The organism is Hephaestia sp. MAHUQ-44, from assembly GCF_023806085.1.
GTDB lineage: Bacteria > Pseudomonadota > Alphaproteobacteria > Sphingomonadales > Sphingomonadaceae > Sphingomonas.
On sequence record NZ_JAMSLX010000011.1, the window covers coordinates 21,156 to 42,342 of the forward strand.

Annotated in this window: 15 protein-coding genes; 10 read left to right on the forward strand and 5 right to left on the reverse strand. The window is 66.8% G+C overall.

What is annotated here, in order from left to right; translation table 11 throughout:
* The first annotated feature begins 75 nt into the window (after window positions 1–75).
* Window positions 76–876 carry a DODA-type extradiol aromatic ring-opening family dioxygenase gene (locus NFE57_RS12135; protein WP_252135941.1) on the forward strand — a complete coding sequence of 267 codons (801 nt, stop codon included), beginning with the start codon at window positions 76–78 and terminating at the stop codon, window positions 874–876.
* Window positions 877–887: 11 nt separating this feature from the next.
* Here NFE57_RS12135 and NFE57_RS12140 read toward each other — a convergent pair whose 3' ends face one another.
* Window positions 888–1,646, reverse strand: coding sequence for a class II aldolase/adducin family protein (locus NFE57_RS12140; RefSeq protein WP_252135848.1), 759 nt, complete (start codon window positions 1,644–1,646; stop codon window positions 888–890).
* A 160-nt stretch (window positions 1,647–1,806) separates the two neighbouring features.
* On the opposite strand from NFE57_RS12140, the gene NFE57_RS12145 reads away from it, so the two are divergent.
* Window positions 1,807–2,307: a hypothetical protein gene (locus tag NFE57_RS12145; RefSeq protein ID WP_252135849.1), complete on the forward strand. Its 501-nt coding sequence runs from the start codon at window positions 1,807–1,809 to the stop codon at window positions 2,305–2,307.
* 25 nt (window positions 2,308–2,332) lie between these two features.
* On the opposite strand, the gene NFE57_RS12150 is transcribed toward NFE57_RS12145, so the two are convergent.
* On the reverse strand, window positions 2,333–3,373 hold the full coding sequence (locus tag NFE57_RS12150; RefSeq protein WP_252135850.1) for a CaiB/BaiF CoA transferase family protein: 1,041 nt from the start codon (window positions 3,371–3,373) through the stop codon (window positions 2,333–2,335).
* 509 nt (window positions 3,374–3,882) lie between these two features.
* Here NFE57_RS12150 and NFE57_RS12155 point away from each other — a divergent pair.
* Window positions 3,883–4,893, forward strand: a complete 1,011-nt coding sequence (locus NFE57_RS12155; RefSeq protein ID WP_252135851.1) for a TIGR03032 family protein — start codon at window positions 3,883–3,885, stop codon at window positions 4,891–4,893.
* 40 nt (window positions 4,894–4,933) lie between these two features.
* On the opposite strand, the gene NFE57_RS12160 is transcribed toward NFE57_RS12155, so the two are convergent.
* Together NFE57_RS12160 and NFE57_RS12165 are read right to left on the reverse strand one after the other, a co-directional pair.
* The gene (locus tag NFE57_RS12160; protein WP_252135852.1) at window positions 4,934–6,064 is read right to left on the reverse strand and encodes a CaiB/BaiF CoA transferase family protein; all 1,131 of its coding nucleotides are present in this window, start codon (window positions 6,062–6,064) and stop codon (window positions 4,934–4,936) included.
* Window positions 6,061–7,245, reverse strand: coding sequence for an acyl-CoA dehydrogenase (locus tag NFE57_RS12165; RefSeq protein WP_252135853.1), 1,185 nt, complete (start codon window positions 7,243–7,245; stop codon window positions 6,061–6,063). Before NFE57_RS12165 ends, NFE57_RS12160 begins: the two co-directional genes overlap by 4 nt.
* Window positions 7,246–7,323: 78 nt before the next feature.
* Here NFE57_RS12165 and NFE57_RS12170 point away from each other — a divergent pair, with 78 nt between their 5' ends.
* The 7 genes from NFE57_RS12170 to NFE57_RS12200 all read left to right on the forward strand — a co-directional run bounded on the left by NFE57_RS12170 (window position 7,324) and on the right by NFE57_RS12200 (window position 19,502).
* A complete protein-coding gene (locus NFE57_RS12170) occupies window positions 7,324–8,205 on the forward strand; it encodes an HpcH/HpaI aldolase/citrate lyase family protein (protein ID WP_252135854.1) in 882 nt (293 codons plus the stop codon).
* Between the two features lie 415 nt (window positions 8,206–8,620).
* Window positions 8,621–10,879 carry a beta-glucosidase gene (locus NFE57_RS12175; RefSeq protein ID WP_252135855.1) on the forward strand — a complete coding sequence of 753 codons (2,259 nt, stop codon included), beginning with the start codon at window positions 8,621–8,623 and terminating at the stop codon, window positions 10,877–10,879.
* A 31-nt stretch (window positions 10,880–10,910) separates the two neighbouring features.
* Entirely contained in the window at window positions 10,911–14,114 is a 3,204-nt protein-coding gene (locus tag NFE57_RS12180) for a TonB-dependent receptor (protein WP_252135856.1), read from the forward strand.
* A gap of 85 nt (window positions 14,115–14,199) precedes the next feature.
* Window positions 14,200–15,711 (forward strand): tryptophan halogenase family protein, encoded by a 1,512-nt coding sequence (locus NFE57_RS12185; protein WP_252135857.1) that lies wholly within the window; start codon window positions 14,200–14,202, stop codon window positions 15,709–15,711.
* A complete protein-coding gene (locus NFE57_RS12190; RefSeq protein ID WP_252135858.1) occupies window positions 15,708–17,240 on the forward strand; it encodes a tryptophan halogenase family protein in 1,533 nt (510 codons plus the stop codon). The genes NFE57_RS12185 and NFE57_RS12190 overlap by 4 nt, the downstream gene beginning before the upstream one ends.
* Before the next feature lie 26 nt (window positions 17,241–17,266).
* The gene (locus tag NFE57_RS12195; protein ID WP_252135859.1) at window positions 17,267–18,325 is read left to right on the forward strand and encodes a LacI family DNA-binding transcriptional regulator; all 1,059 of its coding nucleotides are present in this window, start codon (window positions 17,267–17,269) and stop codon (window positions 18,323–18,325) included.
* Window positions 18,270–19,502, forward strand: coding sequence for an MFS transporter (locus tag NFE57_RS12200; protein WP_252135860.1), 1,233 nt, complete (start codon window positions 18,270–18,272; stop codon window positions 19,500–19,502). The genes NFE57_RS12195 and NFE57_RS12200 overlap by 56 nt, the downstream gene beginning before the upstream one ends.
* 64 nt (window positions 19,503–19,566) lie before the next feature.
* On the opposite strand, the gene NFE57_RS12205 is transcribed toward NFE57_RS12200, so the two are convergent.
* Window positions 19,567–21,144, reverse strand: coding sequence for an aldehyde dehydrogenase (NADP(+)) (locus NFE57_RS12205; RefSeq protein WP_252135861.1), 1,578 nt, complete (start codon window positions 21,142–21,144; stop codon window positions 19,567–19,569).
* Window positions 21,145–21,187 lie beyond the last annotated feature (43 nt).

A 21,187-nucleotide genomic window follows, 5' to 3' on the forward strand; every position in this document is an offset into this window, starting at 1 on the left:
CCCGGCGCAAAGCGGAAACGCCGTGTTTCCGATTGGAGCGTTGTGGCCGGCGGTGCGGGCCCCGATCTTTCGACCATGACGCTTCCTACCTTGTTCATTCCGCACGGCGGTGGCCCCTGCTTCTTCATGGACCCGGCGGGTGGAGCGCCCGATCCGATGTGGCGGCCGATGCAGGCCTATCTTGCCGGGCTGATCGCAACCCTGCCCGAACGCCCGCGCGCGATCCTGCTCGTCTCGGGCCATTGGGAGACGGCGCTGCCGAGCGTCCATCTGGGCGCGCAGCCGGCGCTGCTCTACGATTATTACGGCTTCCCCGAGCACACCTATCATCTGCGCTGGGACGCACTGGGCGCGCCCGAGCTTGGGCAGCGGGTTGCGGCGCTGCTCGCCGACGCAGGGATCGAAAGCGGCGAAGAAGAGGCGCGCGGCTGGGATCACGGCGTGTTCGTGCCGATGAAGGTCATGCTGCCCGCGGCGGATATTCCGCTGCTCCAACTCTCGTTGCGGGCCGATCTCGATCCCGCCGCGCATATCGCGATCGGCCGCGCGCTGGCGCCGCTGCGCGACGAGGGCGTGCTGATCGTCGGATCGGGGATGAGCTTCCACAATCTGGCCGCGCGGGGCCCCGCGGTGACGCCGGTGGCGCGCGAATGGGATGCCGCGCTGACCGCCGCCGTCACCGATCCCGACCCCGCATCGCGCGCGGCGCGGGTGATCGCGTGGGACAGGCTGCCGCACGCCCGGTTCGCGCACCCACGCGAGGAGCATCTGTTGCCGCTGATGGTGGCACTGGGCGCGGGGGGCGACGATCCGGCGCGGCTCGACTTCACCGGCGAGGTGATCGGCTGGCAAGTCTCGGCCTATCGCTTCGGGTAAGCCCTGAGGCCTTAGTTGCGCCAGCTCGTGTCGATCTTGTCGACGAGGCGGACCATCGCGTCGAAATCGGCCTTGCCCGCGCCGCCGGGGATCTGGACCTTGGAGAGGTCGCGCTGGTGGACCGCGACGACCTCGGGCGGGACTTCGAGCGGGGTACCCATCGAGGCGGTCGCGATCTGAATTTCGCACGCGCGCTGGAGCGACCAGTGCTTGATGAACGCCTCGGGCAGCGTGCGGCCCATCACGAGGATGCCATGGTTCTTGAGGAACATGACGCGCTTGTCGCCGAGATTGTCGATCAGCCGCGCGCCTTCCTCCGCGCGAACGGTGACGCCCTCGAAATCGTGATAGGCGATCTGGCCGGCGAAATTGCACGCGTAGAAATTGGTCGGCCTCAGCCCGCCTTCGACCGACGACACCGCCATCCCCGCGGTGGTGTGCGTGTGCATGATGCAATGCGCGTCGGGCAGATGGCGGTGGAACACGGCGTGTTGGGTGAAGCCGGCGAGGTTGACCGGAAAGGGCGATCCGTCGAGCTTGTTGCCGTCGATGTCGATCTTGACGAGGTTGGAGGCGGTGACCTCGGAAAAGTGCAGCCCGAACGGGTTGATCAGGAACGCGCCGTCTTCGTCGGGCACCTTGAGCGTGATGTGGTTGTAGATCATCTCGGACCAGCCGAGCATGTCGAACACCCGATAACACGCCGCGAGCTGCTGGCGCGCTTCCCACTCGGCGTCGCTTAGCTGCGTGTTGCGGATTGCCGTTGCCATCGGGCCTCTCCTTCAAGGTCGCTGTTTGCAGGCGAGTATCGCATGGAGGACGGGGAGGGGCAATGTTCGGGGTGGATGTGGGTGGTATGGCGGCGTCCAATGCCATAATGATAGGCCGAAGTCGGTCGTGTTGATCAAGCCGCTGATCGTAGGGTGCCCTATGCCGAACAAGCCCGCCGTGATGATGTCGACAGCGCTGATGGCGCTGTTCGCGGTTTCGGCATCGCCTGCCTTGGCCGACCCCCGTTTTTCCGATTTTCCAGCGCTGGAGGTTTTGGAGGGGGAGGCGGTTCATCCCGATTATGCGGCCGACGCCGCGATGTATCGCACCATGATCAGGCGCGGCATCGAGGACGGGCCCAATGCGGGCGGTCATTATGCGATCGTCCCGATCGGCTGCGGCGGGGGATGCTCGGTTGTCGTGATGGTCGATCTGCGCAACGGTGCCTTGCTGGACTTTCCCGTGGGCGGCGAGGAATATTACCAGCTCGCGCTTGGTTTCGAGCGCGATAGCCGGCTGATCGTTGCCGACTGGAAAGACCCTTCCGACGGCGCGTTCAATACATGTGTCCGGCGCTTTTACGAGATCACGGATGGCGACATCGCGCAGATCGGGGAAACGAGGCGCGCCGTTGGGGATTACACAAGCTGTTCGGAGTGATGAGCGGGCTTCGCATCACCTCTCTCTAACCGTCGGCCGGCGTCTCGCCCCGATCTGGCGCGACGAATCTTGGTGCCGGTGCCGGTTGGATGACGCCATCCCGCGCGATGAACGCACCGCGCGCGACATTGTGCGGATCGGCGGGGGCTTCGTCGAAATCGAGGACGGGGGCGACGCAGGCCTCGTGGCCGGCGAAGGCGGCGCACCAGGCGTCGCGCGGGCGGGTGCGGAAATGCTCGGCAAGGATCGCCTTGCGCGCGGGCCAGCGGGGGACGTCGAATTGCGCGTCCCATTCGGCGCCGCTCAGCCCCATCACCGCGCGTAGCGCGGCGTAGAATTGGGGTTCGATTGCACCGACCGCGAGATATTTGCCGTCGGCGCAGACGTAGGTGTCGTAGAAGGGCGCGCCGCCATCGAGGAGGTTGGTGCCGCGCTCGCCCGGCCAGCGACCGGTGGCGCGGAAGCCCCACATCATGCTCATCAGCAGCGCTGAGCCCTCGGTCATCGCCGCGTCGACGACCTGCCCTTCGCCGGTGGCGCGCGCGTGGAGCAGCCCGGCGAGCATCCCGAACGCAAGCAGCATCCCGCCGCCGCCGAAATCGCCGATGAGGTTGATCGGCGGCACCGGCTTGACGCCTGCGGTGCCGATCGCGTGGAGCGTGCCCGAGACCGCGATATAATCGATGTCGTGGCCTGGATCCTGCGCGCGCGGTCCCGTCTGGCCCCAGCCGGTCATGCGGCCATAGACGAGCGCCGGGTTCTCGGCGTGGAGTGCCGCCGGGCCGAGCCCGAGCCGCTCCATCACGCCGGGGCGGAAGCCTTCGATCAGGCCGTCGGCGTCATGCGCGAGGCGGCGGATGGCGGCGGCGCCCTCGGGACTTTTGAGATCGAGCGTTCGCGTCTCGGCGCGCGACCGCACCAGCGGGTCGCGCGGGTCGGACGGCGTGCCCGGGCGCTCGATGCGGATCACCTCGGCGCCGTGATCGGCGAGCATCATGCCGCAAAACGGGCCGGGGCCGATGCCCGCGATCTCGATGATGCGGATACCCGCCAATGGTGCCGTCACTGCCCCTCCTTTGTTCTTCGGCGCAATTTAAGTCTCCTAACGGTGCCTGAATCGCCGTTGGCTTTGCGCTTCAACCTAGCGCCAGGTGCAGGCTTTGGTAGATGCTAAAGCATACTCGCCGGCGAGGTGAGGAGCAGCGCGACGAGCCCGGCCTGGCGGCTGGCGCCGGTTTGGCGCCGCGTGCCGGCGTTGCCGCGATCAGGCTTTCGGTCGGCGTGAAATCGAACAGCGCCGCGAGCACGGGCGATGGGGCGGCCATATCGCCCCATGCGATCGAGGTGCAGGCCGCGAAGCTGGCGACGGTCAAGGTGGCTATGGCGGTCGTGTCGGTCTGCGCCTGCCTTTCTAAGAGCGGACATACGATATAATGATGCTAGTGGGACTGGCCTCGTGCAGGTGCACGGGGCCAGTTTCTTTCAGAACAGGGAACGTCCCACGCAATGACCAATGAGGCTCAACCAGACCCCGCGGTACCGCCCGCAGAATCTGCCAACGCAAGCAAGATCAGCGTGTCGCGAGGGCTGGGCGCGTGGCTGAAATCGCACGCGACCAGCCTTGCCTTTACCAGCTATCAGACGGGCCAGTTGTTTCTTGTCGGCGTGCAGCCCAACGGCACCGTCTCGTTCAACCAGCAGAATTTCACGCGGGCGATGGGGGTCTATTATCGGCCCGGCCGCCTCTATCTGGGGACGCATTTTCAGCTCTGGCGGCTGGAGAATATCCTGCAGCCGGGCCAGGTCGGGAACCAGCATTTCGATCAGGTTTTCGTGCCCCGCAATGCGCAGGTGACCGGCGACATCGACATCCATGAACTGGGCGTCACCACGAAGGGGCAGGTGGTGTTCGTCAACACCCGCTATTCCTGCCTTGCGACCCCCGATTCCACCCACAGCTTCCGCCCGATCTGGAAACCGCCGTTCATCTCCAAGCTCGCGGGTGAAGATCGCTGCCATCTCAACGGACTGGCGATGGACAAGGGCGAGCCGGCCTATGTCACGGCAGTGAGCAAATCGGATGCGCTGAGCGGCTGGCGCGACCGGCGCCACGAAGGCGGCATGCTGATCGACGTGCGAACCAACCAGATCGTCACCGACAAACTCTCGATGCCGCACAGCCCGCGCGTCCATGGCAAAAAGGTCTATGCACTCGATTCGGGGCGTGGCCAGATCGTCGAGATTTCGGCCCAGGGCGAGATCAGGGATATCGCCTTTTGTCCGGGCTTTCTACGTGGTCTTGCGATCCATGACGGCCATGCCATCGTGACCGTCTCGATGCCGCGCAACGGCGCGTTCAATGGCCTCAAGCTCGATGACGAACTGACCCAGCGTGCGACGACGCCGTGGTGCGGCGTGCTGATCGTCAACATGACCAGCGGCGACATCGTCGAATGGATCCGGCTGGAAGGGCAGATCACCGAATTGTTCGACGTGACGGCGATGCCGGGGGTGAAATGCCCGATGGCGGTTGGCCCGAGCACCCCCGAAATCGCGTCGACGATCACCTATAGCCAGCTCGACTAGCGCCCGAACCCTGGCGATAGCGGCGGTTGGATAGCGCGCGCTATCGCCGGGGCAACGGTGGCGCGGGCTGGTTGAGCACCAGATCGGCGTCGGAGAAGCGGATCGGGGTGCGTACGCCGGGCACCGTCGTGCCGTCGTCGCGCGCGATCGCGAGCGCCATGCCGCGCGCGATCACCTGCGGGTCGGCGAAGGCCTCGGCCACGGTGTTGATCGGCCCGGCGGGGACGCCCTCGGCCTCGAGCCGGGCGAGGAGGGCGTCGCGAGGGAAACGCGCCATCGCCTGCGTGACTCGCGTGGTCAGGGCGTCGCGGTGGGCGACGCGCGCGGGGTTGGTGGCGAAGCGTGGGTCGTCGGGCATGTCGCTTAGCCCCACGACCGCGCAGAAGCGGCGGAACTGGCTGTCGTTGCCGACCGCGAGGATCAGCCAGCCGTCGGCGGTGGGATAGGCCGCATAAGGCGCGATATTGGGGTGTGCGTTGCCGAGCCGCGTCGGCGCGACGCCCGAGACGAGATAGTTCATTGCCTGATTGGCGAGCACCCCGGTCATCACGTCGAGCAGCGCCATGTCGATCTGCTGGCCGCGCCCGGTCCGTTCGCGCATCGCCAGCGCGGCCTGGATCGCGATCACCGCGTAGAGCCCGGTGAAGATATCGACAAAGGCGACGCCGATCTTCTGCGGTGCGCCCGCGGGATCGCCGGTCAGGTCCATGATCCCCGACATGCCCTGAACGATGAAATCATAGCCTGCGCGGTGCGCATAGGGGCCGTCCTGCCCGAAGCCGGTGATCGAGCAATAGATCAGCGCCGGGTTGCGCGCCGCGAGGCTTGCGTAATCGAGGCCGTAGCGGGCGAGCGCGCCGACCTTGAAATTCTCGATCACGACATCGGCGTCGGCGATCAGCGCCTTGACCTCGGCCTGACCCTCGGGGGTGCGGAAATCGATGACGACCGCGCGTTTGCCGCGGTTGGTGGCGTGGAAATAGGCCGCGTCGCGGCTGCCGTCGGCATTCTCGACGAACGGCGGGCCCCAGGAGCGGGTGTCGTCGCCATCGGGGCTTTCGACCTTGACGACCTCGGCCCCCAGATCGGCGAACACCTGCCCCGCCCATGGCCCCGCGAGGATGCGCGCGAGCTCGACGATCTTGAGGCCGGTGAGGGGAGCGGGTTTCAAAACGCCGGAATGCCCGTGATCGCACGACCGAGGATCAGCGCGTGGACGTCGTGCGCGCCCTCGTAGGTGTTGACCGTTTCGAGGTTCATGGCGTGGCGCATTACCTGATAGTCGGCCGAAATGCCGTTGCCGCCGTGCATGTCGCGCGCGGCGCGGGCGATATCGAGCGCCTTGCCGACATTGTTGCGCTTGACGATCGAGATCATCTCGGGCGCGAACCGGCCCTCGTCGATCAGGCGGCCGATGCGCAAAGAGGCCTGCAAGCCCAGCGCGATATCGGTCTGCATGTCGGCGAGCTTCTTCTGATAGAGTTGCGTTGCGGCGAGCGGGCGGCCGAATTGCTTGCGATCGAGCCCATATTGGCGCGCGGCGTGGAAGCAGAATTCGGCGGCACCCATCGCCCCCCACGAAATGCCGTAGCGCGCCCGGTTGAGGCAGCCGAACGGGCCTTTCAGCCCCTCGACCTCGGGCAGCAGCGCGTCATCGCCCACCTCGACATTATCCATCATCACCATGCCGGTGACCGAGGCGCGCAAGCTCAGCTTGCCCTCGATCCTGGGCGCCGAGAGACCCTTGGTGCCCTTGTCGAGCACGAAGCCGCGGATCTTGCCGCCATGCGCGTCCGATTTGGCCCAGATGACGAACACGTCGGCGATCGGCGCGTTGCTGATCCACGTCTTGGCGCCCGACAGCGCATAGCCGCCGTCGGTCTTGACCGCGCGGGTCGTCATGCCGCCGGGGTCCGAGCCGGCGTCGGGTTCGGTGAGGCCGAAGCAGCCGATCCACTCGCCCGTCGCCAGCCTGGGCAGATATTTCCGCTTCTGCGCGTCGGTGCCGTAGGCGTGGATCGGGTACATCACCAGGCTCGACTGGACGCTCATCATCGAGCGATAGCCCGAATCGATCCGCTCGACCTCGCGCGCGACGAGCCCGTAGGCCACATAGCCCGCGCCAACGCCGCCATAGTCGGGGGGGATCGTCGGGCCGAGCAGCCCGAGCGCGCCCATCTCGCGGAAGATTTCGGGATCGGTGGTCTCATCGTTGAACGCGGCGATCACGCGCGGGGCGAGCTTGTCGGTCGCGTAGCTGCGCGCGGTATCGCGGATCATGCGTTCGTCGTCGGTCAATTGATCGTCGAGAAAGAATGGGTCCGCCCAGTCGAAGGCTGCCATGCCGGCCATGATGCTCTCCTTTGTCCTTTCGATGGCGCCGATCGGGCGGGTTTGTCCACCCCCGGCAATTGGGGCAGAAGGCCTGCCATGACCGAGTCGATCCGTCCGCGCCGCAGCGCGCTCTATCTCCCTGCCTCCAACCCGCGCGCGATCGCCAAGGCGCGGGGCCTGCCATGCGATGTGGTGATCCTCGATCTGGAAGATGCGGTGGCGCCCGAGGCCAAGCCCGCGGCGCGCGCGGCGGCACTGGTGGCGGCGCGCGAGGGGTTTGGCGGGCGTGAACTGGTGGTGCGGATCAACGCGCTCGATACCCCATGGGGCGCCGACGATCTTGCCGCGGTGGCGGAGGCCGGGCCAGAGGTCAGGATCGATGCGGTGCTGGCGCCCAAGATCACGCGGGTCGACGATGTCGCGCGCTATGACGAGGCGCTGGCGCGCGCGCCGGCGGCCATGGCCTTGTGGACGATGATCGAGACCTGCCGCGTCTTTTCCGAGCTTCAGGCGATCGCCGACATGGCGGCGACGACGCGGCTGTCGGGGTTCGTGATCGGCAGCAACGACCTTGCGATCGAGATGCGCGCGCGGCCGGGGGCGGACCGGGTGACGCTGCTCCCGTTCCTGACGGCGACGGTGGCGGCGGCGCGCGCGAGCGGAATCGCGGTGCTCGATGCGGTGTGCAACGATTTTCGCGATCTGGACCGCGTCGCCGCCGAATGCGCGCAGGGCCGCGCGCTGGGCTTCGACGGCAAGAGCCTGATCCATCCCGCGCAGATCGAGGCCGCCAACGCCGCTTTTGGCCCCGATGCCGACGAACTGGCGGACGCGCGCGCGGTGGTGGCGGCGTTCGCGCTGGCGGAGAATGCGGGCAAGGGGGTGATCCGGCTCGACGGGCGGATGGTCGAACGGCTCCATCTGCGCGAGGCCGAACGCGTGCTCGCGCTCGACGCCGCGATCGCGGAACGCGGCTGACCACATTGGTCTGTTGCATCGACGACACATTGTCGCGGTCATTTCACGCATTGGTATCGACCACCGCACAATTCTATTGTGAACGTTATCAGCTTCTGCTTTTCTAACTCTACCGCGTGGCGACTCGATCGTCGGCGGGACGAGGGAGGTGGATGATGACGGCACGAGGCAAGACGCTTCCGACGTAGCGCCGATCGGTGTGGAGGCGCACGAGACCGGCGTTCCAGGAATTTGTTTACCGCGTTTTCCGGCATGTCGGGTGGTTCGCTCGATGTGAGGCTGCGCCAGCGGCGCCCGGACCGCGGCACGACCCAGTTCAAGCGTAGAATCGACCGCCCGGCATGGCTCGAGGCGGATGGCGTGGTGCGCACCAGCGCGCCGCGACGAGGGGGAGTGTGCGTTGATAAATCGGCCCATGGGATGTGCGATCGCGACGCTGCTGCTGGGGACGGTGGCGATGCCGCTTGCCGCGCAGCCGGTGGCCGCGCCTGTCCCGGCATCTGCCCCGGATTCTGTCGTCGCGCCTGTCGCCAGCGCGGCGCGGGTGCGCGCGCAGGCGATCGTCGCCGAGATGACGCTCGACGAGAAATTGCTGCTCGTCCACAGCCTGTTTCCGCCCAAGACCAAGGCCGACCCGCACGGTGAACTGATCCCGTCGGCGGGGCATGTGCCGCCGATTCCGCGGCTCGGCATCCCGATCGTGCGCGAGAGCGATGCCAGCCTCGGCGTTGCCAACCAGGTCGAGCAGCGCAAGGGCGATACCGCGACCGCTTTGCCCTCGGGGCTGGCGACCGCGGCGAGCTTCGATCCCGAGATTGCACGCGCAGGCGGTGCGATGATCGGCGCCGAGGCGCGCGCCAAACGTTTCAACATACTGCTCGCGGGCGGGGTCAATCTGACGCGCGATCCGTGGAACGGCCGCAATTTCGAATATATGGGCGAAGACCCGCTGCTCGCCGGACGGATGGCGGGGGCGGCGATCGCGGGGGTGCAATCGAACCGGATCGTCTCGACGGTCAAACACTATGTGCTCAACGCGCAGGAAACCGGGCGGATGGTGCTCGACGCGCGGATCGGCGAGGCGGCGTTGCGCGAAAGCGACCTGCTCGCGTTCGAGATCGCGATCGAGATCGGGCGGCCCGGATCGGTGATGTGCGCCTATAACAAGATCAATGGCGATTGGGGGTGCGAGAACCCGCATCTGCTCACCGATGTGCTCAAGCAGGACTGGGGCTACGAAGGCTGGGTGATGTCCGATTGGGGCGGGGTGCATTCGACCGTCAAGGCGGCCAATGCCGGGCTCGATCAGCAATCGGGGCAGGAACTCGATCACGCGCTCTATTTCGGCGCGGCGCTTGAACAGGCGGTGGCATCGGGCGCGGTGCCGATGGCGCGGCTCGACGATATGGTGACGCGCATCCTGACGGGCATGATCGCAAACGGCGTGCTCGATGCGCCGATGTCCGAGACCGCGCTGCCGATCGATTATGCTGGCCATGCCAAGGTCGCGCAGCGTGCCGCCGAAGCGGGGATCGTGCTGCTCAGAAACGCGGGCCGTGTGCTGCCGCTGGCCCGTAGCGCGAAGCGGATCGTGCTGATCGGCGGCCATGCCGACGTCGGCGTGCTTTCGGGTGGCGGATCGAGCCAGGTCCGTTCGGTGGGCGGCGCGCCGGTCGAGATTCCGTTGACCGAGGGCGCGGCAGCGTCGTTCGCGCGGGTGACGTGGCACGCCTCGTCACCGCTCAAGGCAATCCGGGCAATGGCGCCGGGTGCCGAGGTTATTTACCTCGATGGCCGTGATCGGGCAGCGGCGGCGAAGGCGGCGGCGGGGGCCGATGTCGCGATCGTGTTCGCGACGCAGTGGACCACCGAGGCCGAGGACGTCGACAGCCTGTCGCTGCCGCACGATCAGGACGCGCTGATCGCGGCGGTTGCGGCCGCCAACCGCAACAGCGTGGTCGTGTTAGAGACCGGCGGGCCAGTGCTGATGCCGTGGCTCGACACGGTGCCCGCGGTGATCGCGGCCTGGTATCCGGGGCAGCGCGGCGGCGAGGCGATCGCGAACGTGCTGTTCGGCGCGGTCAATCCGTCGGGGCGTCTGCCGATCACCTTTCCCAAAGCGGCGGCACAGGCCCCGCGCCCCGCGCCGGTCGGGCGCGATGTGCTGGGCGCAGCGGGCGATGCGGCGGCCAACGCCGATGCGCCGTCGGATGCTGCGCCGGTGAGCTTTCCGGTCGATTATATCGAGGGCTCGGATGTCGGTTATCGCTGGTACGAGAAGATGGCGCGCCCGCCCGCTTTCTCGTTCGGCTACGGGCTCAGTTACACCGCTTTCGCGTATCGCAACCTCAAGGTGACGGGGGGCGACCGCCTGACCGTGAGCGTCGATGTGACCAACACCGGCGCCCGCGCAGGGGCCGATGTGCCGCAGCTTTATGTCGGGCACGGCGACACGCCGATGCGGCTCGCCGATTTCCGCCGCGTGACGCTTGGCCCCGGTGAGACGCAGCGCGTGACCTTCGTCGGCGAGCCGCGCGTGCTGGCCGATTACGACATCGCGCTGCCCGGCTGGCGGATCGCTGGCGGCCCCTATCGCGTCGCGGTGGGCCATAACGCCGCCGACCGCGCGCTTACCGCCACCGCCACTCTGTCCGAGCGTACCATGCGTCCATGATTCAACGAAAAAAGTAATCGAGGAGGAAGACATGACCAACCGAAAGGGAATCGTTGCCGCGCTGATGGCGACCACGGCCTTTGCCGGCCCCGCGTTCGCGCAATCGACCGATGTGGCGGCCACCGCCTCCGGACCGCAGACGAGCATCGACGATGCACAGAGCGCCACGATCGTCGTCACCGGCATCCGCGCGTCGCAGGAAAAATCGATCGACCTCAAGCGCGAGGCGACCGCGATTGTCGACGCGATTTCGGCGGAAGATATCGGCAAGCTGCCCGACGTGACGATCGTCGACGCGCTCCAGCGCATTTCGGGGGTGCAGATCCAGCGCAACGCGGGTGAGGGCGCCACCGTCAACATTCGCGGGCTGCCGCAGATCGTGACGCTGCTCAACGGCGAGCAATATCTGTCGCCGGGCAACCTCGGCACCGCGCAGCCCAACCTCAACGATATTCCCGCGCAGTTGATGAACGCGGTCGTCGTCTACAAGACCACCGACCTGCACAACGCCGTGTCGGGCATTTCGGGGACGATCGATCTGCGCACGCGCCGCCCGTTCGACCTCAAGGACGGTTTCACGATTTCCGGCACCGGCGAATATGCGCGCGGTCGCGATACCAAGGACAATGACTATCTGTTCAGCGGGCTGGCAAGCTGGCGCAAGGGCAATTTCGGCGTGCTGGCGTCGGGGGCGTACAGCAAGGCCAATCTGGGGAACAATTACGCCGGAATCTCGGGCGGGCCGTTCGGCAACAACGATTGGGGCGGCGCCGGCGACAACTGGATATCGCCGCACGGCTACGACACCTTCCACCGCGAGGTGGAGCGCGATCGGCTCGGGCTTTCGGGCGCGGTGCAATGGGAGATCGATCCCGGCATCACGCTGACCGGCGAGGTGTTCTACACCAAGCTCAAGGAACATAATCGTGCTGCGGGGATGAACATCTCCAACCGCTGGACCGGGCTGACCTGGACCACGCCGACGCAATCGAGCGATTCGGGCGTGATCAGCCACGGCAATGGCGGGCCCTGGCTCGATGTCGATCAATATGATCTCGATGCCTGGTGGGTGAACTCGTTCACCGTCAACCGCAGCACCGATTCACATACGACCGATTTCAACCTCCAGCTCGATTACGATCGCGGCGGGCCGTTCAGCTTCAGCTTGCGCGGCATCCACGGCGATGCCGATTATCTGAGCATGAACGGGCAGGTGCAGGGCGATCTCAGCAACTGGCGGCCGGGCGGGCATACGTTCACGCTGTTCCGCAACGCTGCCGATCCCACCCGCGGGACTTTCTATCCGGCCGATATCGCGGCGATGTATCCCGCCAGCCGCTACACCAACAACATCGTCGGCGCGAACGGGGGACGCTATGTCGATCCCAATCCGCTCGGCTATGGCGAAGACCCGCAGCTCCATATCGACGTTTCGGGACGCGATATCGTGTGGAGCGGTTTCGATACGCCGATCGCGGGCGGGCTGGGCGCCGGGCACGGCCTGGCCGATTATATGGCGAATAAGGACAGCTACACCGTCGCGGCCTATTCGTCCGAGGGCAACCAGCACAACAAATCGAACCTCACCGCCTTCCGGCTCGACGGCGCCTATGATTTCGAGAAAGCGGGCGGCGCGCTGTTCGGGCTGTTCCAGCGGGTCGACGTCGGGATGCGGGCGAGCAAGCGTTCGACCCAGATCGTCAGCTTCCACCTGTTCTCCGATTTCTATGCGGGCAACGGCGCCGCCGATCCCAATGGGTGCGCGGCGCAGTGGAAGGCGATCGACGTGGTGATGGACAACCCGCAATGTTCGGCGGGCGAGATGGTCCCCAACGCGGCCTTCAATCCGGCGCTTCCCGAAAGCGCGGAGAACCCGGCGATGGTGTTCCAGGGCTATACGGTCAACCGGCCGACCAAGATCGACGAGCATAACAACGTCTATTTCCTCGACGATTTCGGCTCGGTCACCAAGGGTTTCCCCGGCGTGTGGGTGGTCGATCCGCACGATTTCGACGACGAACTCGAATTCCAGAAGCGCGTTTTCGGCAACGCCTTCCCGGTGATCGTCCCCGGTGCGACCTATGACGTCGATTTCTACGAAAAGAGCGCGTACGCGAACGCGGTGATCGATTCGGGCCGGCTGCACGGCAATCTTGGTCTCAAGACGGTGTATACGCGCATCAGGGTGCGCCAGAACCAGACCGGCGACACGCGCGCTTATGGCGATACCAACCTCGATGTCGGCGATACCTTCAGCACCAACAGTTACTGGGACTGGCTGCCGTCGGTGAACCTGCAATATGACGTTACCGACAATCTCAAGCTGCGCGCCTCGTTCGCCAAGACGATGATCCCGCTCGATCTGGGCAATTACGGCGGGGGCTTGCAGATTTTCACCGCCGATTCGCAAGGGCCCACGCCCGAGAATCCCAATGCGGCGCCGCTTGGCGTGCGGCAGGTGACCGGCGCCAGTTCGAGCGGCAACCCGTATCTCAACCCGTGGCGGTCGAACAATTACGACCTCGCGCTCGAATATTATCTGGGCCGGGCGTCGATGTTCAACGTTGGCTTGTTCAAGCTCGACATCAACAGCTTCGTCACCACGGGGACCGACAAGGGCAGCTTCCCCGACCAGGACGGCGTGATCCGGCGCGAGGTGCCGGTATCGCGGCCGATCCAGGGCAAGGGCGGCACGCTTCAGGGGCTCGAAGCGGGGGTCAAGCTGGCGTTCAGCGACGTAGTGCCGAATGCGGGTTTCCTGCGCAATTTCGGCATCGACGCGAATTACACCTTCTCCGACAGTTCGCAGGAACGTCGTGGGCTCGACGGCAAGAAGCTGCCGTTCCAGGACAATTCGAAACACCAGATCAATTTTGCGCTCTGGTATCAGGACAGCCACTTCCAGGCGCGTGTCGCGTATAATTACCGCACGCCGCGCCTGTCGGGCACCTTCCAGCCCGGGACGACCTTCTGCACGGGCAATAACGACCCATCCTATTGCGTTCCGGCCGATCAGCCGGCGCCGGTGATCCCGATCTTCCAGGACACGGCACAATATGTCGATGTGAACGTCACCTATAATCTGACCGACAATTTCGCGATCTACGCCAACGCATCCAACCTGCTTGGCGAGATCGAGCAATATTACTTCCAGTTCGACAAGGACTCGAAGCAGTTCAATGCACGCAACGAATTCGAGCCGCGTTATTCGGCGGGGATTCGGGTCAAGTTCTGACAGTCTCCCACTGACTGGCCGGTGGCCTTGCGCCGCCGGCCGGATTTTTTAGGCTGATCGGTGGGTGAGGAGACCGACACAAGGCATGGATACACGTTCCCCGGAGCGCATCCGGCAACTCGTCATCGTCGGCGGGGGGACCGCGGGGTGGATGGCGGCGGCGGCGCTGGCCAGACATTTCGAGCGTACCGACCTGAGGATCACGCTGGTCGAATCGAGCGCGATCGGCACGATCGGCGTGGGCGAGGCGACGATCCCGACGATCCGCCGCTTCTACGCGCGGCTCGGCATGAGCGACATGGAGGTGATGCGCGCGACGCATGCGACCGCCAAGCTGGGCATCAGCTTCGAAGGCTGGGATCATCCCGGCAGCCGGTGTCTCCATCCGTTCGGGCTGTTCGGGCAGGATTATGGCGAGATCGGTTTTCATCACCTGTGGCTCGATGCGTGGGCGCGCGGCGATGAGACGCCGCTGACCGCTTATTCGCTGGGCGCGGGGCTGGCCAACGAAGGGCGGATGGCGCTGCCGCAGCCCAACCCGCCGACGCCGCTGGCGACCTATGACTGGGCGCTGCACCTCGATGCGAGCCTGTTCGCGCAGCATCTGCGTGGGTTCGCCGAGCGCGCGGGCGTGACGCGGATCGATGCGCGGGTCGAGCATGTCGAACTGGCCGCGGACGGGCGGATCGCGGCGATCCGGCTCGACGAGGGACGTCGCGTTGCGGGCGATTTCTTCATCGATTGCACCGGCTTCCGGTCGCTGCTGCTCGGCGAGGCATTGGGGGTCGATTATGTCGATTGGGGGCAATGGCTGCCGTGCGATACCGCGATCGCGATCCAGACCGAGAATGATCCCGCCACGCCGCTGCCGCCGCATACGCGGGTGATCGCGCGCGACGCCGGATGGCAATGGCGCATCCCGCTCCAGCACCGGGCGGGCAACGGGATCGTCTATGCGAGCGAACATTGGTCCGACGACGAAGCGCTGGCCGCGCTCACCGCCGATCTGCCGGGCAAGGCGGTTACCGAGCCGCGCCGGATACCGTTCCGCCCCGGTCGGCGGGCCAAGTCGTGGGAGAAGAATTGCGTCGCGCTGGGATTGGCGGCGGGGTTCGTCGAGCCGCTCGAATCGACCAGCATCGCGGTGATCGAAACCGGGATCGAGCGGCTGAAACAGCTCTTTCCCGACACGCGGCTCGATCCTGCGCTCGCGAGCGAGTTCAACGATGCCACCGGCCGGGAGATGGATCGATTGCGTGACTTTCTGGTGCTCCACTACAAGCTCGCGCGGCGCGGCGACACGCCGTTCTGGCGCGCGTGCGCCGCGATCGACCTGCCCGAGACGCTGCGTCACAAGCTTGCCGTATGGGATGCGTGCGGCGAATTCGTGCGCTATCGCTGGGAGATGTTCCATCCGTCGAGCTGGCTGGCGATCTATTCGGGCTTTGGCCGCCTGCCGCAGCGGCTGAGCCCGGCGCTCGACGGGATCGACCGAACGGCGCTCGACGCGGCGATGGCCAAGATGCGTACCAGCGTCGCCGAAACGGTGGTGCGCACCCCGAGCCACGCGCAATTCCTTGCGGCGATCCCGCAATGAACGGGGACCCTGCGAACGGCGTGCCCGGCCCGATCCGCCGCATCTGCATCGTCGGCGGCGGTACCGCGGGGTGGATCGCCGCCGCGGTGCTCGCGCACCAATATCGCGGCATGATTGCGGTCGACCTCGTCGAATCGGACGATATCGGCACGGTGGGGGTGGGCGAGAGCACGATTCCGCCCTTCATCCAGTTGCTTGCCGGGCTGGGGATCAGCGAGAGCGATTTCGTCAAGGCGACGCAGGCGAGCTTCAAGCTGGGGATCGGCTTCGAGGATTGGGGCGCGCCGGGGCATCGCTATTTTCATCCGTTCGGCACGATCGGGCAATTGGCCGACCCGCGCGATTTCTATCAGATCTGGCTGCGCGCTGCTGCTGCCGGCGAGGCGCCGCCGTTGCTCGCGTTCGCGCCGGCGCATGTGATGGCGCGCGCGGGCAAATTCATGCTGCCGTTCAAGGCGCGCGACACGCCGATCGCGGGGGCATCCTATGCGCTGCACGTCGATGCGAAGCGCGTTGCGCGCTTCCTGCGCGGCTTTGCCGAGGAACGCGGGGTGACGCGCCACGAGGGGATCGTCACCGAGGTGGCGACGCGGCCCGACGGCTTTGTCGAGCGCGTGATCCTGAACGACGGGCGATCGATCGCCGCCGATTTCTTCATCGATTGCTCGGGTTTCCGCGCGTTGCTGATCGGCAAGACCCTGGGGGTCGGCTATACCGACTGGTCGCACTGGCTGTTGTGCGACCGCGCGGTGGCGGTGCAGACCGAGAATGTCGGGCCGCCGCCGCCTTATACACTCGCGGTCGCCCAGCCCGCCGGGTGGCGCTGGCGGATTCCGCTCCAGCACCGCACCGGCAACGGTCATGTCTATTCGAGCGCGCATATGAGCGAGGACGAGGCGACCGCGTTGTTGCTCGATCAGGTGGTGGGCGAGACCGTCTCCAACCCGTTGCCGCTGCGCTTCACCAGCGGGGTGCGCGAACGCGGTTGGGACAAGAATGTGTTGTCGCTCGGGCTCGCCTCGGGATTTATCGAGCCGCTTGAATCGACCGCGATCCACCTCGTCTATCGCGGCCTCGAATATTTCCTCCGCTTCCTGCCCGGCACCGATTGCGCGCCCGAGCTGGCCGACGAATATAATCGCCGGATGACCGCCGATTACGAGGAAATTCGCGATTTCGTGATCCTCCATTATTGCCTGACCGGGCGCCGCGACACCGCCTTCTGGCGGGCGTGCAATGACATGGAACTGCCGCCGTCGCTGGCGCGGCGGATCGCGCTGTTCCGCGTCAACGGGACGATGCCCGAACATGTCGACGAACTGTTCCGCGCGGTGAGCTGGCAGGCGCTGATGGACGGGCTGGGGGTGCGCCCACGGACCCACCATCCGGCGATCGACCGCGCGGGGCCGGGCGATGTCCCACGCGAACTGGGTGCGATGGCCGATGCGCTGGCCGGGTTCGTCGCGACGCTGCCCGCGCATGAGGAATTTCTCGCCAGGCATTGCCCCGCGCCGGCGCCCGCCCCATAGCGAACACGCAGTAACTGGAAGGGTTTATGGGCCGCTCGCCGCGCCAGTCCGTCACGATCAGGCACGTCGCCGCCGAGGCCGGGGTTTCGCTCCAGACCGTGTCGCGCGTCGTCAACAACGAGCCCAATGTCCGCCCGCAGGTCCGCGAGCGCGTGATGGAGGCGGTCAACAAGCTCGGCTATGTGCCCAGCCTGGCTGCGCGGCGGATGGGTGGATCGCGATCCTATCTTATCCTTGCGCTCAACGACCGCGACCGCACGATCGAGGGCTGGCGCTTGGGGCAGGGCTCCGACTGGATCGACCAGATGCTCTATGGCGGGATGCTGGCGTGCGCCGAGCGCGGCTATCGCATGATCTTCGAGCTGATCGACACGCATTCGGCCGAGGTCGAGCGCGAGGTCAACGCCGCCCTGTCGTCGCTGCGCCCCGATGGCGTGATCCTGACCCCGCCGCATTCGGACAATCCCGCGATCACCGATCTGCTCGTCAAGCAGGGCGTGCCGTTCGCGCGGATCGGCTCGAACGATGCAAGCGCGGGGTTCGCGATCCGCATGGATGACGGTGCGGCAGCCGAGGCGGCGACCGCGCATCTGATCGCGCTTGGCCATCGGCGCATCGGCTTCATCACCGGCAGCGCCGAATATCGGCTGAGCGGCGCACGCACCGACGGCTATCGCACAGCGATGGCGGCGGCGGGGCTGCCGATCGCCGCCGGGCTGATCCAGCCCGGCGATTTCAGCTTCGAAGCGGGCGATGCGGCGATGCGCGCCTATCTGGCGCTCGCCGAGCCGGTGACCGCGGTGATCGCGAGCAGCGAGCAGACCGTGCTGGGGGCGCTCGACGTCGCGCGTGCCCGCGGCGTCGCCGTGCCCGGCGATCTCTCGCTGGTCAGTTTCGACGATACGCCGGTGGTGCGCTTTTCGGTGCCGCCGCTGACTGCTATCACCCAGCCGATCGCGCCGATGGCGGCGAAGGCGGCCGAGCTGCTGATCGATGCGGCGAGCGGCAAGGAGAGCGAGCCTGGCGTTCATGTCATCCCGTTCGCGCTTGCCGTGCGTCGATCCAGTGGCCCGCCACGCGACTGAGGGCACACGCTCCTGGCGGTTTCTGGCGCTGTATGCGCTGGCCAATGCGGGCGGGGTCGCCGCATTTCTGCCGCTGCTGACGCTGCTGCTGCCGCTCAAGGTGCAAATGGTGGCCGGCGACGCGCGGATGCTGACGCTGACGCTGTGCGCGTTGGCGGGCGCGGTGACGGCGAGCCTATCCAACATCCTGTTCGGCGCGCTGAGCGACCGGAGCTTTGCCAAGGCCCGCAACCGGCGCGGCTGGATCGCGGGCGGCCTGGTGGCGACGCTGGCGACCTATCCCCTGATCCATTGGGCGGCAACGCCCGCGCAGATCATCGCCGCGGTGCTGGTCTATCAGGCGGCGCTCAACATGATGCTCGGGCCGCTCTACACGATGATGGCGGACGAGGTGCCCGATCATCAAAAGGGCGTCGCGGGCGGGTTGCTGACGCTCGCCAGCCCGATCGGCTCGGCGCTGGCGGCGGTGCTGGTCGCCACCGCGCTGGGCGAGGGCGGGCGGTTCGCCTTGTTGTGCGGGTTCGTTGCGGCGTGCGTGGTGCCGATCCTGTTCGTCCGCCCGCGGGCCGTTGTCGCAGTGGCGCCGGCGCCGCTGGTGCGGGCGATCCGGCGTGGCGATCTTGCGCTGACGTGGGGGGCGCGGCTGCTTGTCCAGCTCGCGGTCAACGTGCTGTTCACCTATCTGCTGTTCTATTTCGAGAGCGTCGAACCCGATCAGGCCCCTGCCGTGCTGGCGCCGCGCGTCGGGCAGATGACGACGATCGCGTTCGCGCTGTCGATCCCGGTCGGCTTGCTCGTCGGTCGCGCGTCGGACCGGATCGGCGCGCGCAAGCCGTTCCTGATGCTGGCGACGATCGTCATGGCCGGTGGGCTGCTGGTGATGGCGCTGTTCCCCGAATGGCCGAGCGCGGTGGCGGGATACGGGGTGTTCGCGATCGGTAGCGCGGTGTTTCTCGGGCTGCATTCGGCCTATGCGATGCAGATCCTGCCCTCGCCCGCGCATCGCGGCCGCGATCTGGGCATTCTCAACCTCACCAACACGCTACCCGCGATTCTGGGGCCGGCACTGACCTGGGCGCTGGCGACCACCGAGCGGTTTACGCCGGTGCTGTTGGCGCTGGCGGTGCTGACGCTGCTCGGTGGGGCGATGGTGATGTTTGTGAGGAGCGAGCGGTAGGGAGGGTATCCCCCCGATCCGTTCGTGCTTCGACAAGCTCAGCACGAACGGAGGGGAATGGATCTTACTCCAGTTCGCCGTCGATCAGGCGCGGGAGGCCCAGCGGATTGGCGCGCTGGATCGCCTTGGGGAGCAGCGCGTCGGGCAGATCCTGATAGCAGACCGGGCGCAGGAAGCGCTCGATCGCCCCGGTGCCGACCGAGGTCGTGCGCGAATCCGAGGTGGCAGGGAAGGGGCCGCCATGCACCATCGCATAGGAGACCTCGACGCCGGTCGGCCAGCCGTTGGCGAGAATGCGGCCTGCCTTGCGCTCGAGGATCGGGAGCAGTGCGCGCGCGTCCTCCACATCCTCGTCGTCGAGCTGGAGCGTCGCGGTGAGCTGGCCTTCGAGCCCTTCGAGCACGCGGGCAACCTCGGCCTTGTCGGCGCAGCGGATGACGATCGAGGCAGCGCCGAACACTTCGTCTGCGAGCGCCGGGTTGGCGACGAACGCCGCGCCGGTGGTGCCGAACAGCGCCGCGCGGCCGCGGTTGACGCCGCTATCCTCGGTGCCGCGCGCGATCGTCTCGACATCGGCATGGCCGCTGAGCAGCGTGACGCCCTTGTCGTAATTGGCGTGGATGCCACCGGTGAGCATCACCTGCGGCGCGGCACCGCCCAGCGCCTCGGCCGCCGCATCGACGAAGCGGTCGAGATCGGGGCCGTCGAGCGCGACGACGATGCCGGGGTTGGTGCAGAACTGGCCCGCGCCCATCGTCAGCGAGCCGACATAGGCCTTGCCGAGATCGGCGGCGCGGGCGGCAAGCGCATGGGGAAAGAGTAACACCGGGTTGATGCTCGACATCTCGGCATAGACCGGGATCGGCTCAGGGCGCTTTTGCGCGATCGCGACCAGCGCGAGCCCGCCGTGACGCGAGCCGGTGAAGCCCACCGCCTTGATCCGGGGATCGGCGACGAGCGCGCCGCCGAGCGCGTTCGACGCGCCCTGGACGAGCGAGAACACGCCTTCGGGCAGGTCGCATTTCTTGGCCGCGGCCTGGATCGCGCGGCCGACCAGCAACGAGGTGCCGGGGTGCGCCGGGTGGCCCTTGACGACGACGGGGCAGCCCGCGGCGAGCGCCGAGGCGGTGTCGCCGCCGGCAACCGAAAACGCGAGCGGGAAGTTCGATGCGCCGAACACCGCGACCGGGCCAAGCGCGATGCGGCGCTGGCGCAGATCGGCGCGCGGCAGCGGCTGGCGATCGGGTAGCGCGGTATCGACCACGACGCCGGCCCAGCGGCCCTGACGCAGCAGCTTGGCGAACAGGCGGAGCTGGCCGGTAGTGCGGCCGCGTTCGCCGGTGATGCGGGCGATCGGCAGACCGGTTTCGCGCGCGGCGCGCTCGATCAGCCCGTCGACCGCCTCGATCTCGTCGGCGATCGCCTCAAGGAAGGTGGCGCGCGCCTCGGGATCGGTGTCGCGGTAGGTATCAAAGGCGTCGGCGGCGAGGCGGCAGGCCTCGGCGACATCCTCAAGCGTCGAGGTGGCGAAGGCGGGGTCGAGCGCCTCGTTGGTTGCGGGATCGATCGCGCGGAAGGTCTCGTCGCGCGTCACCGCGCGCGCGCCGATCAGAAAGCTGCCATCCATGAAATCGTTCTCCATCCTATTGTCCGACAAGTAAGCAAGCTGGGGTCTCGCTTCCCAA